The organism is Vibrio hyugaensis (genome assembly GCF_002906655.1).
In the GTDB taxonomy this organism is placed as follows: Bacteria; Pseudomonadota; Gammaproteobacteria; order Enterobacterales; family Vibrionaceae; genus Vibrio; species Vibrio hyugaensis.
This window is the reverse complement of sequence record NZ_CP025795.1, coordinates 762,753-779,253: the sequence shown is the minus strand read 5'-3', so window position 1 is coordinate 779,253 and position 16,501 is coordinate 762,753. Positions and strand designations below refer to the sequence as shown.

The following is a 16,501-nucleotide window of genomic DNA, read 5'->3' as shown; positions in this document are numbered from 1 at the left end:
TTATTCCTTCACGTCCTTCACTGTAATAGCTTGAGACAGGCTAAGTGCGCATCCCTTTAGCCCTCTCGTATTAACTCGTCTGACGATCTCAACCGTTGTGCCAGGCCTGTCACCCTGCTCTTCTCTCACAATACCGATATCATCAGTGACCAAAAAACAAGGGTAACTCACCGCCGATGCATCCATATAACTCATTAGGCCAGGCTCTCCATTAGGCACGGGTTTAAGCGTGATAGGGTTCAACGCTCTAGCGAACACCCAAGGAGGCACTCTCTTTTTATGTTCGTTGTCTTCAAAAAAGCAGGTATTTAGCTCCACTTGGTTGAAGGTATCTCGGATCTGCTGCACGCTATCTAAGCCAAAAGTATCCAGCAGAAGCTGATTAAAGGCCTTTCGATCGAGTGATTGGTCTTGGTGCTTCTTCCAGCCCCCACCGGTAATAATGTAAAGCTCGCTGCCACCATTGAAATCTTGCCCTTGCTCACGTATGAAGTGGCAAAGCAAGTAGATAAAATAGGGAGGACCAATAAGACAGATTGTCTTACCCTTTTCTTTAATCCGCGCCATGTTTGCTAACGTGGCTTCGAAATCGATTTCTTCTTCGTTCACCGTAAAAGCCGTCGGATAGAGCAGCTCCACCAAGCTCATCACGTATTTAAACCAAATATTATTGGCGTTAAAACGGTCAGGGCCTAAGTTGACCAGTTCCATTTGATGATCGAACCAGTCACCGACATAGTTCATACCGAAATTGACCGAACCAAGCAGGCGCTCTATGCTCAGCCGGTCTCTAGCAACCACACTTTTTATTCCACTGGTGCCACTGCTTGTGAATCGATTTTCAACCTCAGTGTCATCAATCGTAAGCAACGTTCTTAGTTTAAAAATTGAAGTTGGGAAAACGGGAATATCATTAAGGTCAGAGATATCGCTTGTCACGCCTAATGATTGACAGAAATGGCGATATTCCTCGTTATTCTGGTAATGATGTCGGTACGCCTCTGTGACGAGGCGGGATGTCAATTGCTTTTGTTGCTGCAAAGACCACTGCTGCGGTGTACCCATAAAAATCAAGTCATCGATTTCTGTGCTTGCCGCGATGTTTTCCTGCTTGACCGCTGAAAGTACGTCCATATAAATGCCTATATAAATAAGCGCGATTGCGCATAGAGATGGAGAAAGGGGCGTCTATGTAGCCCCTTTATGCGTTGGTATGATCTTAAGCGTGGTATTTCACAATATTGGCATTCACAACATCGATGACCGCTCTTTGCTGCGTCTTGTCTGCGATTGACTCAAATGACATCAATACATCAGAAGCACCACAGCATTCGATTGCGATACGTGCTGCTTGGGTACTTTCTTCATAAGTACCAATTGCATTTTCAGACAACAATTCGGACATTTTTGTTGAGAAGTCACTATTTGGATAAGATTCGCGAACATACTCTGCTAAGTACTCATGCGTTTCTGCTCTTGCTTTGTCACCATCAGGATTCTGGTTGACTAAAAGAGTCAGCTTATGGCGTACGCTCGCAATATCCACACCGTGTTCGTTTGCGACATCGTTGTAGAGCATCGCGTATTCTTGGCGCAGCGCATTGGAATCATCCCACTTAAACACAAGAGCGAGACCTCGCTTCGCTGCCCATTCGACCACTTCTTTACTTGTGGCATTCACAAACTGAGCGGGACCACCTTCGGTATAAGCATGCGGATTTACAGAAATCTTTGGAAAACTGAAAAAATCGTTGTCTGGGTGGCAATAACCCGTTGAAAAAGCATCATTGATGATTTCATAACATGCATCAAACACCTGAAATTGCGCATCGGTCGGACGATTAAAGAAACGCATATCCGCACTTTTCTCACTATCACTAAAACCAAATACAAACCGCCCTTCACTCATTTGATCAAGCAAGCAAGCTTCTTCGGCAACGCGGACCGGGTGATGAGTGGTGATGACATGATTCAAAGAGCCCACTTTGAGATTTTGAGTCATACCAAGTAAAAAACCCGCAACCGTCAACGGTGCGCCAACGGCACCAAAGTTCGAAAAATGATTTTCATACACAGCGACGGTATCAAAGCTAAGTTGGTCGGCGTAATGAGCGGTATCTAACATCTCTTCAATGACTTGGTCTGAAGAGCGTTTTGAGTTCAAAAAATTGAGGAAGAATAATCCAAATTTCATGTCCCTTTCCTTATCGAAAATAATTATTACTGTTTCTCTTTGAGGTATGGCATCACATCAGATTGAAAGAGCTTCATGGATGCGATGATTTCTTCTTCTGAACCGTTAGCTTCAAAACCGCAGCAAATGTTGTTGATGCCCGTCGCATCAATATCCTGCTGGATAATTGCGATACATTCTTCAGGCGTGCCTACTGGATTGATTTCGTAGCTGTAATCAATACGACGATTCGTGTCTTTATGACCTTTCAAAACAAAGTCACGCCATTGGCCTTTGTTAAAGTCGTACCCTTTGGTCTGATTGGAGTCGTCAAAAATGGTGGTGGCATTCACGTAAGAGTCATACCAATGGCCAAGGAAGTTTCGGCAAATGTCTTTGGCTTTCTCTGAATTATGATCAACCGAGGTAATGTAAGATAGGCAGTGGTCAATTTGGGTAACGTCGTAACCATGCTCCGCCGCGATTTCATTGTAAAGGTCGAGCTGGGCTTTCTTTTCATGCGTGTTGATGATCCAACTTAAAATCATTGGTAGACCGCGTTGTGCTGCCCATTCCGTTGTCGATGCTGACTCTGCTACCACATAAACTGGAGCTCCGCCTTTAGTGTGTGCTGCTGGATTCAGTTGGACTCTAGGAAACTTGATATGCTCGTTGTCTGCCGCCATATAGCGTTCGTTAAAACCTTCCTTCATCAAGTCATACCAACAATCCATCAGCGCACGGCTGTTATCCATGTCAGTCCCAAATACACGAAAGTCTTTATCGTACAACCCGCGACAAATACCAAAGCGGAATCGCCCTTTCGACATTTGATCAAGCAAGTTCACATCTTCAGCTTGTCGAACAGGATGCGCCGTTGGTAATACAATCGCAGCGGTACCAACATTAAGGTTTTGAGTCGCACCAAGTAAGTGTGCAGCGGCCACATATGGGTTACCTAATAGCCCGAACTCGGTAAAGTGATGCTCTAGTAGCCAAACGGTATCGAAACCACAACCTTCAGAGGCTTTGCCAAGATTAACCAATCGCTTCATCACTTCTGTCTGATCTAACTCAGGTGGTTGGTAAGTGAGAAGGAAATTTCCAAATTTCATAACGTTTCCTTATTTATTGGTGTTGCGGATAAGCATTAAGCCATTTCTGGCGAGCGACTTTCGATTTCTGCTTTTAGACGGCGCTCATTGACCGTCGCGATGGTAAGCTGCTCGAAATCGGGCTCGACAAAATCAACATCGATTTCTAAACGGCCGCCATCCATCGCGATCGCGGCTTTCGTCACGGATTGATAAAAGTTGCGGAGGACGACTAAGTTCTCACCTAAGTCGTGGGAGCTCCCAAGCAGGGAGTACAGTTTGCAATTGCCACTGCTGATCTTTCCGAGCATACCGTACACTTCCTCTTGCTCTACCCAATCATCGTTATTGGCAGTAAAAGCAATTAACGGAACGGACGTATTGGCCACCTTGGCAAGCGTAGATTCCAATGTATCCCAATGATGTTCAAAACAATCTCGAACAAACACTTCAGAGCCAAGCTTGTGCCCTTCGAAATCAAGATCGTTTGGCAACTCATCGATAGGTAAACTGAGATAGTCAAACCCAAGCGCTTTTTCCAACGTGTCACGCAAATTAACAACGCCAACAGCAGTAATGAGGAAAGACAGTTCAAGATCAGCAATGACCTCATAAGCCACACGCGCTGACAAACTTGCCGCAATGAGGCCGATGTTCGAAATGCCCTTTTGTTGTAGCCAGTGATAGACCATACATAAACTGTTTTTTCCAGTGGTCATCGTAAACTCATCGATGGTACCTGAACTCAAACCGACGTGGTGAAGTGAGTCATAGCGGAAAACATGGAACCCATTTTCAGACAAGTACTCTGCGAGGCCTGCGAAATGATCCATTCTTCTGGCAAACCCAGAAGCAATAAGAATGGTATTATTTTTTTTGGGCACACTTTCATTCGATGGTGTTTCCCAGACATGAATTTCCTGACCATTATTCACGCTCAACACGTGAGAAATAGTCTTGCATTGGTTTTTCATTATAAATTTCCTTATTTAAGGGACGAAAACCAAGAACTTATCTTCTTCAAGAAATCGGGTTTGCTCTATTTCTACAGATACATCCTTGGTGGTGAAGCTATATGGCCTTTCATGAGACACAAATCGAACTAAGCGTTGTAGTGGTCGCATCGCATCATGTGCACCGCCTGCTCTAAATATATTGTTCATTCCTGATTCAACTATTCGCTCAACACCTTTTTTAGCAAAGATATCTCGGTATTTAGTTGAAGAACTCCAAGGATAAAAAGAAATCGTTTGAGTTTTATGCTTGGCGATATAATCAACAATATCTTCCACCTTATTTATTTTGTGGATATAAACACAACGACTTAAAGGGTGGTTATATTCAACACCAGCTTCTGATTCTATAATCATCCACTTATTATCCGGTTCCGATATAACGTTAAGACCTGAGAATTGGCACTCTAATCGAGTAAATGAAAACAAAGCTTCTTCATCAAAACTTTGCCTAGACTTCGGGAGAATATTTTCATAAAGACATAATTTCTCTACTAACTTTTCCTTAAAAGCTTCGTAGTTGTCTCCACAAAAGTATATATTTTGGGTAGAGAAGCAAGCATTCTGGTCATAAAAACAAATATCGTGAGCGACGCCAGAAGCCGCTTCTTCCAAGTTAGTCGGCTCATCTAAAACCGTGAAACTTTTTTTAGGACCAAATTTCAAAACATCAATGTGTGAAGGTGAATGCTTAACCGCCCAATCAATCGCATCCTGCCCGCCCCAAGCAACAACCGCATCCATATGACTGATGAGCTCTTCCGCAAGCGTCGTATCCGCTTTATGAGGCCAATACAATACAGAGATCGACTTAGAAATTGGGTGGTCAGGATTAACGTCGATGAAACTCATCGCTAACGCATGGGCAGTAAATGGATCAGAAGCCGACATTCGAACGATACATTGATTTTTAGTTAAGATACCGCGCAATATTGATGTCACACCAGAGAGAGGGACATTGCCAGCAAGCAAGTGCATGACTCGCCCTTTAGGAAAGGCTCTTACATAGCACTCTCCTTGAGGTAACCACTCATCTTGGAGATGCGTAGACCCAAGCTCGGTATTAATAATGTCATATAATGCACTTTTAGAGCAGAGAATCATCGCGATCCAATTTGCCTCTAACTTTGCCATTTGTGGAGAATACCCCAAATAGGTAATTAGAGATCTAATATACGCTCTTCTTCTCGAATATTCTTCGTTCTTCCAACGTTGACCTACTGTATAAAGAAAATTGATAATATTATTTACATTTAGATCACTCAAAAAGTCATAATGAAGTATTTGTGACAAAATTTCATGGTTCAGAGAATCTATCTTTACTTTTTTTTCTTCAAAAGTGATCTCATAACCTTTTCCCTCAGTAGAAACTATTTGACCATTTATAATCAATGGTAAGTGTTTTTCCATATCAAAGGCTCTCCTTCTAATTTGGAAAAACATTAAGGCTTAGACTTTCATTTTGAAAGCTAAATTATTTAAAAAAACCAAGACTAATACACTTGTCAAATTAATAAGCATTTTTATGGATCGATAACACTATAGTTTATATTGACTATAATTATTAGTGATATTTAATTAATGCGTATATTTCAGTAATTTTTATTATTAGAATAATCATTTCCACTATGTTTATTGGAAACAATAATCATTAAATAGTGCATAAATCCAATTTACACTTGTCAGAGCAACCTTATAATAAAGCGAGCGAACCCCCTTTCTTCCGTTACTTTTTTATGCGAATCTCAGAAAAGATCCCTTTGCAATAAGACGCAATATTCACAAGAAAATATTCAAAATTGCAATTCATAGACAAAAAATACCACAAATAAAACAAGGCTTTGACGCTCAACTTGTTTAGATTTCAAGCCAAGTCATTCTCACTCTGGACCAAGCATCTTGAGGTTACTTGGGTATATTACGATTGTCATTTTGACATTCAGATTAGAAAATGAAGAACGCAAAAAATAATAAGCCTTATATTTCAACAACTTAAAATTTGGCACATTCCTTTCATTGCATATCTTACGAATCAATGAGAGGGCGAATCATGAAAAGGACATCACTACTACTTGGGTCTCTTTTGGTTAGCGCATACGCAAATGCTGCACCATTTGATACCTGCCCAAGCAAAGCATATTTATTTCAATCTACGCCAGTTCAAGTCTATGGGGTAAATCTAGTTACTGGTTCAACGGTTTTACTAGAAGACGATACTGGATTGGCATCGGGCATTAATGGTGTAGGCTTTAATTTTACCGACCGCTACATCTACGGCTACGACACAACCAATAAAAAGATCGTCCGTTTAGGTGAGGATTTCCAAGCCGAAACCTTAAATGTTTCGGGCTTACCCACCGACCATACCTTTTACGTAGGTGACGTATATAACCATGTTTACTACCTCTACCGAAAAGGTAAAGGTCTGTTCTCTATCGATCTCTCACCGCTGGATTCTGACCCAAATGCAACGTTAAGCATTACTCAAATCACATCAAACGCGAATGTGAATTTGACAGATTTTGCTTTTCACCCAGGGAATGGCTTTCTATACGGCATCGATAATAACTCGGGCGTACTTTACCGATTTGACCCAAGTAATGGTAATGCAGCGGCAATTGGCGATACCGGTGAAACAGGTACATTTGGCGCTGGCTATTTTGATGTAAATGGTAACTACTACGTATCAAGAAACCAAGACGGCAAAATCTATCGTATCGACTTATCAGACGATAATGCTGCAAACATCGCTGCAGGTATTGTCCCTGCTGTAGAGTTTGTATCTAACGGTCCAAGTTCAAGCCAAAATGACGGTGCTCGCTGTGCCAACGCTCCGGTGATTGACGAAGATGATCCAATCGATTTCGGTGATGCCCCAGACAGCCACAACACAACATTGAGCTCCAACGGACCACGTCATGAAGTCGATGGTATTACCTGGCTTGGTGCTATTGGGCCAGATGGCGATACTGATGGACAAGCAGACGATAACGCAGTCGGTACAGCAGATGAAGACGGCGTTGGTTTTGTTGCAGCACTCGACCCTGGTTTAAGCTCCGTGATTGAGGTAACTGCTTCTACCTCAGGCTATCTATCCGCATGGTTTGACTGGAACCGAGACGGTGACTTTGATGATGAAGGCGAGCAAGTTTTCACCAACGAGCTTCTAGCTGCTGGCAGCAACTCTCTTCCGTTCATTGTTTCTACCGCAGCAACAGCGGGTTCAAGTTGGAGTCGCTTCCGCTTTAGTCAACAAACTGATCTTAACTATGATGGTGGTTCAACGTCTGGTGAAGTGGAAGACCACCCGATTACGATCACTGCAAATGGCTACGCTGTTGAACATTTCCCAAGTGCAGACGATTATGCGTCCGTCGCTTATGAAGACAACTGGCCATATACTGCGGACTACGACATGAACGATGTCGTGGTTGACCTCCAAATGACAGAAACCACCTTAGCTGGTCACGTCGAACATATCAAAATCTCCGGTAAACTGGTTGCCTACGGTGCAACCTATAAAAACGGTTTTGCTATCCGACTACCGGGCATATCGAGAAACAGTATCGAGACTACGTTGACAACATTGACGTTCGACGGTGTAGAACAGGCGTCGAGTGGACTGGAAACCATCTCTGATGAAGCAATATTTATCATTGGTGAAGACATGAGTGTTCACGCAGGGGCCAGTAACGGCTGTACCTTCTTTAGAACCGAATCTGACTGTGATACCAATACTGCGTTATTGAATTTCACGCTCAATATTTACTTTACCGAAGGTTCCGATCGTTCAGCTCTCACTGCTATGCCATATGACCCGTTCATCTTTGCAACACCAGATACTTACCATGGTGAAGGCATTACTTTCCAACCTGGTCGAAAATGGGAAGTTCACTTACCAGGACAAGCACCAACCGAGCAGTTCGACACGACCTTGTATGGTCGAGGTGTGGATGCAAGTTTGAACGGTTCAAACAACTACTTCAAAACGGCAACTTACCTTCCTTGGGCCCTACTGATTGTAGAAGATTGGGAATGGCCCCTAGAACGAGTTGACATGGTTGAAGCGTACCCCGCATTCCAAGCTTGGGCTGAATCAGGCGGTACAGAGAGTCAAAACTGGCACCAATCACCAACAGCCGACAAATGCTACAGCCGTCCATAGGGAGATAACATCATGAAATACTTAATTACAATCATTATGGGATTAGCACTAACGGCATGTGGCGGCGGTGGTGGAGGTGGTGGCGGAAGCAGCGACAATGACAGCTCAACGCCACCACCTGCACCTCCAGCAGCGGTGACAGTTCCGGAAGAAGAGACCACCATGCAGGATCTAGTCGTTCCAGAGGGCTTTAACTATAATCCGGTTAAAGAAGGTACACTTAGCGTCGATATCAGTGGTTTTTCTTCACAACGAGCTCATTTAAGCTTGTATAAGGAATTCCAAGAAGACAACTCTGGTAACTATAAAGCCAGTTACCCAAGTAAAGTGGCTTCTATCCCTTTGAACAACGGTCAAGCAGATTTTGATTTCAACATGTCTGACAGCCAAGGGGATTTGCTGGTCGAGATTTGGTTTTACGACGGTACCGATCCGATCCAACGAGTTATCTCAGCAAGCGATACAAGCTTAACTTTATAGCTATCGTCTAAGCCGAAAGGGCTGCTAAGATATGAACAACAAGGCGTTACAGCATAATTGTCCGTGCTTTAGCTTAAAAATCGCATCGTTCTTTTGAACATGCGATTTTTTTGTTGTAAAACAGAAGGATTAAGAAATAAGCGGGCAAGTACGTTGGACAACCCCAAAACCTATATTTTTGTCTTTGCAGGTACCATACTGCTGTTAGTTTTGGTGCTTTGGTTAACGTCATCAGAGAAAACAGAAGTCGTTACTGCAACAGTCATCAGTAATACCTTAACTCAGTCTATTGATGGGCAACGTCGGTACTTAACCATCGATTTACCCGAACAGGGCCAAGCACCTATCTCTGTACCCGCAACGGTAAATTGCCAAGTAGGTTCTTTGGCTACATTCAGCCAGACCACTGATTCTCTCTTCGAGCAACAGCTCACGTTTTTGAAATGCGAATAAGCCTACTCTGCTCATTTAAGACTTCATGCCATGATGAGGAAGCACAAAACATGCAAGCACTGATTACTACCGATGAATTGAAAAACCTCTTAGGTCAAGCCAATCTGAAGCTCCTAGATGCGAGCATTACTTTTCAAATTCCATCTGAAGGCAAGAAAATCCAAAACCAATGGATTCCTGATACGTTGCGCTTTGATTACGACAATGACTTTAGTTTACTCGGCTCTTCCCTGCCACACATGATGCCTACTGAAGCAGAGTTCAACAGCAATGCACAGCAGCTAGGGTTAAACAACGAGGATTTAATCATCCTCTATGACAACTCAGGTACATTAGCCTCACCAAGAGCTTGGTGGATGTTAAAGGCAATGGGACATGAAAAGGTTCGAGTCTTGAATGGCGGTCTTCCTGCATGGATAGATGCGGGCCTTCCTGTTGTAGATGCTCTTATTCAACCAAAGGAGCTAGGTAACTTTTCTGGCAAATTGAATAAAAAAGCGTTCCTGAGTGCGAAAGCTGTTCTCTCTCACTCAACCAATCAGAGCGCCAATATTGTTGATGCGCGCTCTAAAGCACGATTCTTAGGTGAAGTACCAGAACCTAGAGAAGGTCTACGTAGCGGGCACATTCCGGGGGCAGTTTGCTTGCCGTTTCAAGAACTCTTAACGGACGGTCACATTAAACCAAATTCAGAGTTGCAACAGATATTTAGCGCACTAACAATAAATAATGACAAACCAATCATTTTCAGTTGTGGCTCAGGTGTCACAGCGTGCATTTTGTTATTGGCTGCTTATCAGTTAGGCATGCAAAAACTGTCCGTCTATGATGGGTCATGGACTGAATGGGGCGCAGAGCAATCCCTACCAATCGAGTACTAATTTAGGAATCATCAAAACAATATGATCGGATTAAAGAAGAACATTTGGACGCTATACATGACGCTTTTCGCAATTAGCGTCGGCTTGTTCTCTCTGTTTGGTCATTATCATTACGAATCCACGCTCGATAAATATAAAGACAAACAGCTCCTTCAGCTGGAGCTGTTTGCCTCGTCGGTTGATTCACTTTTCAAAGCACAAGAAACACTTCTCGAAGTCGTCGGTCATCAGCTTGTAGAGCAGAATGACTTCACCCGAACCGCCTCACTCCAGATGCGACCGTTGTTAGATAACCTTATGCACATCCACCCCGCGATTGCTGCATTTGGTTTAACTAACCCCAAAGGAGATTATCTTGCAATTAGCTCCAATCTCGATCTTCAGAAACTCAAGAACCTCAATCATAACCCGCAAACCAGAGACACGTTCCAGGCCGCTCTCACATCCCACCATATGGTCGTCGGGCGAACGTATTTTATGCCTGCGCTCAATTCATTGGTTATCCCGATTAGAAAGGCCATTCGCGACAAACAAGGTGAAGTTGTTGCGGTGATGACGGCTGGCTTCAAAATGAATTCATCCTTGGTATTTCGCAGTGACATTCATGCCAACGAGCACAATCGCGTTTCCTTAGTGCGTGAAGATGGTTATTTAACGTTCACATCAGCAGAACAAGCAACGGTTTCCAGCTACAATCACCCTGCCGATGGTCATAAAAAAGCGATCGTCTTTGAACAGGTAGATAAAAAGTATGGCTGGAACAGGGACACCGTCAAATCGCTATCTAGCGCGGTTAACATTGTCGCGGATGATCCTAGAATCAATCAATTGGTGACATTAAAGTATCTACCAGATTACAAACTTTGGGCGTCATCTTCTACCGATCTTAGATACATCCAAAGCGGGTTCTTCGAACAATTTGCACTGTACTCCCTCGTCTTTATCTTCATCCAGGCTGGCTTCTATGCGTTAGTTCGCTCAATTGCGAATAACGAATTAGCAACGCGAGAAAAGCTCTTATATCAAGCACATCATGACCACCTTACTCTATTGCCTAACCGTGAATACCTGCGTACTCACATTGGCCAATGGCTAGGGGGGGCTTCAAGTCCTTTTAGCCTTATGTTTATTGACATTGATAACTTTAAATCGGTAAATGACGCGCATGGCCATGAGTTTGGTGATGAAGTGCTCAAACAAATCGCTCAGCGCCTAAAGACGTTTGAAGCTGAAGGGCGATTTATCATCCGAGAAGCCAGCGACGAATTTATTCTTCTTGTGAATCGCGTTGAGGATAGCAGCATAAAAACACTCGCTCGCGACCTCATTGATTATTTATCGGAACCTTACATTGTCAAAGACAATCAATTCTTACTCAGCTGCAGTATCGGTATTGCTTTTTATCCATCACATGGTAACAACCTAGATACGTTACTTCGATCTGCCGATATTGCGATGTACCAAGCGAAGAAAGAGCGCAATACTTACAGCTTGTTTGATCAACAAATGCATGCGACGCATTTACACAAAATGCGCATCGAGCAACGTTTAAGGCTAGCAATTGAAAGACAAAGTCTATTTATGGTTTATCAGCCTCAACTGAACGTAAACGGTGACATTTATGGCGTAGAAGCGTTGATTCGCTGGCAAGATGAAGAGCTTGGATTTGTACCTCCTAACGAATTTATTCCTTTAGCCGAAAGCTCAGGCTTAATGGTACGCCTTGGCGAGTTGATCATAGAGAAAAGCCTTGTTGATATGGCAAGGCTGATGGCAACTTCAAGTCAACCGATTCAAATGTCCATCAACATCTCAGTAAAACAATTTATTCAAGTTAACTTTGTCGATAACCTCTTGGCATCGATTAAAAAGCATGGCGTCGACCAAAATCGGGTTACGTTGGAAATCACTGAAAACTTATTCATTGAAGATTTAGATAAGTTCGCACCTATTTGTGAGCGCTTGCACCAACTAGGTTTCAAAATTTCTCTGGACGACTTCGGTACGGGTTATTCTTCTTTAAGCATGCTAAAAGCACTACCCATTGATGAAGTAAAGATTGACAAGAGCTTTGTCGACAACATCGAAGGTGATGCTAAAGCCCTCAACATGGTGCAAAATATCATCGCTATCGGTAAAAACTTTGGTATGAAGGTATTAGCAGAAGGCGTTGAAACCAGCCAACAACGAGATCAGCTTGCTGTTTGTGGCTGTGACCTAATCCAAGGGTATTTCTACTCCAAGCCACTGCCTTTTGAATCCTTAGTTGAATATGCCCAACAAAGCAGCAATGAAAAAGCCGTCGTTGGTTAACGACGGCCAGTTTTAATTATCATAGATGCAGAAGCGGTGTCTTTGCGGACTTACTTTTGCATTTCTTTATACATGACTTCAACCAACTCCCCCTTCGGATCGCCAGACAGTTCCCAAGTAAAAATACCACCTAGTTTTGCTTGTTTAGCCCAGTCAGCTTTGGCTTTGATTGAGCGCTGATCTTCAAACGAGATAAACACTTTCTTTTCTGGGTTCCACAAGTAAGGAGCTTGTGATTGCTCGTCATACTTGTATTCGTAACCTTGCTTCGCGCCGTAGTTCTTCATCAGGTCCCAGAACATGAAGTAGCCGTTCTCACCGGTACCAAACTGAGCTCCTTGTTCAGAGACCAAGTCTTGCGTCGGTAATTCACCAGAGAAATCTTTCGTCCCCTGCCAACCACGACCATAGAAAGCAGCACCAATAACGAGCTTTTCACTCGGGATACCAAGTTCAATCATCTGATTGATGAACACGTCCGCGCCCATTCCCCACCAACTACGTTCGGTCGCGTGCAAATTGGTTGTATGCCCCGTTTGTTGCCCCCAACCGCCAAGGAAGTCGTAAGTCATTGCGAACATATTGGTCAAATAAGGTTGAGCGACTTTCCAATCAATACCCGCTGCTTTTGGTCCAACGCCCACGGCGGTGGAAAGCTCATATTCGCGCTTGGTTTGTTTCGCTAATGCGTCTAAGTCACCACGCATGGTTTTTACAAGATAAGTGAATGCATCACGTTCTAACGCTTTCTGCTCATCGGTCAGTTTGGTATCTGGGTTCCAAGGAGATGTGGTTAAACCGCCGCCACCTGGGTATTCCCAGTCAAGATCGATCCCATCGAAGAAATCGTATTGAGCAATCAACTCGACGGCCGTTTTTGAGAACTGATCCATCGCTTGCTTGTTCTTCGCCATTGCGTGAAACGGTTCAGACATGGTCCAGCCACCAAAAGAAGGCAGAATTTTTAAATCAGGATGTCGCTTCTTAAGCTCGGCGAGTTGAGCAAAATGCCCCTTGTAAGGCACTTTGACAGATACTGGGCCAAAATCTTTCTCAAGCGCGGCTTCGGTATCAACAAGAATCGCGGTGTAAGGTTCTTTGCCTTCGCATTGTTTGGCAACGAGCTTTTGAACCGTTTCCGACGCGCCAGTATGAGGACCACACATGCTTAAAAATGCGTAAATAATATGGGTAAGGTTGTCCGCTGGGATGTCTTTCACTGTGTATGGGTTATCAGCATTCGCGTATTGCCAATCAGCGAAGTAGCCTGCAACGACCTTTTGCTCAGCTTGAGCAACCCCAGTTAACCCCGTAAATAGTGCAGCTGCGAGAAGTGTTTTTTTCATGGTTTCCTCCAGAGTAATCAATTCCAAACTACTCCTGAGGAATATTTTTAACTTGCAAACGAAATCAGGCTGCGAGTGATCTATAAATCCTCTCAGCCTGATTACATAAGTTGCATATTATTTGTGCTAAACCTCTGATGCTTCGCTATCGTGCATTTGCTCATCTAAGTTCAAAACGGTAAGTGCGTTACTCACGCTCGTCGCGATAACATCAATAACTCCAGTTCTCAATGCTCCCAGTAGCGCAAGAGGTTTACTGTTTTCTGCGGCAATGGCGATGACTTCAGCAATAGGACGGAATTCATCAATCCCTAAACCTATCACTCGATCGCTCATGACAGTGTTTGCCACGTTCCCGTGAATATCAAAGAAATCATATCCAGCAAAGTCTCCGACAACACCTTGCATCAATCGTGATTGCACGACTTCATCTGGAGTAAACCAACCAAGGTCAACCATGTAACTGTTCTCGCTCATATCACCAATACCAACAAGGGCGACATCCGCTTTACGTGCAAGATCTAGCGTTTGCTTTACCGTTGCGTTTTGCATGAAGGCTACTTTTTGCTCGCGGTTTTCTGCGTAGGCTGGTGCATACAAGGTTTCAGAAGTACCGCCGTATTTCTTAGCGAACTGTCGGCAAATATGGTCCGCGTTAAACATACCGCCACGCGGGTGAATACCGCCGATGCCGCACACGAACTTACAATCTCTCGGGGTAATCACGCCCACGTGATGTGCAACAGAAGACACATTACGTCCCTGTCCAACGGACACCACCATGCCATTTTTAAGCGTGCTGGTTAAATAGTTAGAAACCAAGCCCGAAACCTGCAATCGCTGTGCTTCTTCATTCGGCTGGTCGAGCGCAACCAATGCTCGCTTAACACCAAATCGTTCAATTAGACGTTGTTCAATTTTGGCGCTAAATACTGGGTGATACTTTACGGTAATTTCGACAATGCCTTCATCACGTGCCTGCTTTAGCATTCGGCCAACTTTGGCACGTGAAATCGCGAATTTTTTTGATATTTCTTCTTGCGTCGCACCATCCTGATAATAAGCAACGGAGATCTCCGTCAACAAGTCTGTGCTTTCAATAGAAATATCTTGGTTAGAACTGCTCATGGTTTTTCTCGCCCTTTTAGAGGATCGACATTGTATGTGGTAGTGAGCATCTGCTCATTGACTTAGCATATGTTACCTAGCAATTTTAACGTTACATTTGCTCACTGCAATAACATTTTCTCAGTAGTGATTTATCACTTTTATATGACTGTTCAAGCCTTGAACAATAAGGGCAAACGTTTAATTCGTTCAACGACTAAACATCCAAGAAAAAAACGTTGATGAAGTTCACTATAAGTCAGCTTCCCCGATTGACTTTCCGTATAGATAGGATAAATATGGACACATCATTTACTCAGCTACCGATCATATGTTCAGAGCAAATGTTCGGTACCGAAATTTTCCGTAGTTGGCTGAGCAGATGTCTCGTTAATTATGACGAGACGATTGGCCGACTCGCTTGCAAATGCACAAGCTGTGGTTCAGATAACCACACTTAAGCCCATTTATATAGGATGATCGATTATGAGCAACAAGTTAGAGCAACTTCGTAAACTAACGACTGTAGTAGCGGACACTGGTGAAATTGACGCAATCAAAAAGTACCAACCAGAAGATGCGACAACTAACCCATCTCTTATCCTAAAAGCGGCTCAAATCGAAGAGTACGCGCCTCTTATCGATGCTTCTATCGAATACGCAAAAGCGCAAAGCAATGATAAAGCACAACAAGTTCAAGACACTTGTGACATGCTTGCTGTAAACATCGGTAAAGAAATTCTGACAACGATTCCAGGTCGTATCTCAACAGAAGTAGACGCTCGTCTTTCTTACGATACAGAAGGCAGTGTGGCTAAAGCTCGTCAGCTTGTGAAAATGTACAACGATGCAGGCATCACTAATGACCGCATCCTTATCAAGCTTGCTTCTACTTGGGAAGGCATCCGTGCTGCTGAAATCCTAGAAAAAGAAGGCATCAACTGTAACCTTACACTTCTATTCTCATTCGCTCAGGCTCGTGCTTGTGCTGAAGCTGGCGTATTCCTAATTTCTCCGTTCGTAGGCCGTATCATGGACTGGTACAAAGCGAAAGAAGGTCGCGACTTCGAAGCTTCAGAAGATCCAGGCGTAATCTCGGTAACTGACATCTACAACTACTACAAAGAACACGGCTACAACACTGTTGTTATGGGCGCGAGTTTCCGTAACATCGGCGAGATCCTAGAGCTTGCTGGTTGTGACCGTCTAACTATTGCTCCTGCTCTTCTTGCAGAACTAGAAGCAGCTGAAGGTGAAGTAATTGAGAAGTTGGTTGACTCTAAGGGCTCGAAAGAGCGCCCAGCGCCAATGACTCATGCTGAGTTCCTATGGGAGCACAACCTAGACGCAATGGCAGTTGAGAAAGTTGCAGAAGGTATCCGCAACTTCGCCGTTGACCAAGGCAAACTAGAAGACATGATCGCAGCTAAGCTGTAATCACACAGAATTAAAAAAGGGGAACGTTTGCGTTCCCCT

General features: G+C 43.7%; 13 protein-coding genes. 6 read left to right on the top strand and 7 right to left on the bottom strand.

The genetic code is table 11. From position 1 onward, the window contains the following. The 5 genes from luxE to luxC form a co-directional block, all read right to left on the bottom strand. A complete protein-coding gene (gene luxE, locus C1S74_RS20730; protein ID WP_045397533.1) occupies positions 1–1,134 on the bottom strand; it encodes a long-chain-fatty-acid--protein ligase LuxE in 1,134 nt (377 codons plus the stop codon). Between the two features lie 85 nt (positions 1,135–1,219). After that, positions 1,220–2,194 (bottom strand): luciferase subunit beta, encoded by a 975-nt coding sequence (gene luxB, locus C1S74_RS20725; RefSeq protein WP_045397530.1) that lies wholly within the window; start codon positions 2,192–2,194, stop codon positions 1,220–1,222. 26 nt (positions 2,195–2,220) lie between these two features. Then, a complete protein-coding gene (gene luxA, locus C1S74_RS20720; RefSeq protein ID WP_045397527.1) occupies positions 2,221–3,288 on the bottom strand; it encodes a luciferase subunit alpha in 1,068 nt (355 codons plus the stop codon). A gap of 35 nt (positions 3,289–3,323) precedes the next feature. Then, the gene (locus tag C1S74_RS20715) at positions 3,324–4,241 is read right to left on the bottom strand and encodes an acyl transferase (protein ID WP_045397525.1); all 918 of its coding nucleotides are present in this window, start codon (positions 4,239–4,241) and stop codon (positions 3,324–3,326) included. A gap of 15 nt (positions 4,242–4,256) precedes the next feature. Then, a complete protein-coding gene (gene luxC, locus C1S74_RS20710; RefSeq protein WP_045397523.1) occupies positions 4,257–5,690 on the bottom strand; it encodes a long-chain-fatty-acyl-CoA reductase LuxC in 1,434 nt (477 codons plus the stop codon). A 640-nt stretch (positions 5,691–6,330) separates the two neighbouring features. Here luxC and C1S74_RS20705 point away from each other — a divergent pair. From C1S74_RS20705 to C1S74_RS20685, 5 genes are all read left to right on the top strand, one after another. Continuing rightward, complete coding sequence (locus C1S74_RS20705; RefSeq protein WP_045397521.1) at positions 6,331–8,445, top strand: LruC domain-containing protein; 2,115 nt, start codon at positions 6,331–6,333, stop codon at positions 8,443–8,445. A 12-nt stretch (positions 8,446–8,457) separates the two neighbouring features. Beyond that, a complete protein-coding gene (locus C1S74_RS20700; RefSeq protein ID WP_045397520.1) occupies positions 8,458–8,925 on the top strand; it encodes a hypothetical protein in 468 nt (155 codons plus the stop codon). 153 nt (positions 8,926–9,078) lie between these two features. Beyond that, entirely contained in the window at positions 9,079–9,378 is a 300-nt protein-coding gene (locus C1S74_RS20695) for a hypothetical protein (protein ID WP_045463044.1), read from the top strand. Positions 9,379–9,428: 50 nt separating this feature from the next. Beyond that, entirely contained in the window at positions 9,429–10,259 is an 831-nt protein-coding gene (locus C1S74_RS20690; protein ID WP_045397508.1) for a sulfurtransferase, read from the top strand. Positions 10,260–10,280: 21 nt separating this feature from the next. After that, positions 10,281–12,572, top strand: a complete 2,292-nt coding sequence (locus C1S74_RS20685; RefSeq protein ID WP_045397505.1) for a bifunctional diguanylate cyclase/phosphodiesterase — start codon at positions 10,281–10,283, stop codon at positions 12,570–12,572. A 50-nt stretch (positions 12,573–12,622) separates the two neighbouring features. Here the strand turns inward: C1S74_RS20685 and C1S74_RS20680 are convergent, their stop codons facing one another. Next, positions 12,623–13,918: a glycoside hydrolase family 18 protein gene (locus C1S74_RS20680; RefSeq protein WP_045397503.1), complete on the bottom strand. Its 1,296-nt coding sequence runs from the start codon at positions 13,916–13,918 to the stop codon at positions 12,623–12,625. Between the two features lie 126 nt (positions 13,919–14,044). Continuing rightward, complete coding sequence (locus C1S74_RS20675) at positions 14,045–15,046, bottom strand: sugar-binding transcriptional regulator (protein ID WP_038873779.1); 1,002 nt, start codon at positions 15,044–15,046, stop codon at positions 14,045–14,047. A 465-nt stretch (positions 15,047–15,511) separates the two neighbouring features. On the opposite strand from C1S74_RS20675, the gene tal reads away from it, so the two are divergent. Further along, entirely contained in the window at positions 15,512–16,462 is a 951-nt protein-coding gene (gene tal, locus C1S74_RS20665) for a transaldolase (protein ID WP_045397500.1), read from the top strand. The last annotated feature ends 39 nt before the right edge of the window (positions 16,463–16,501 follow it).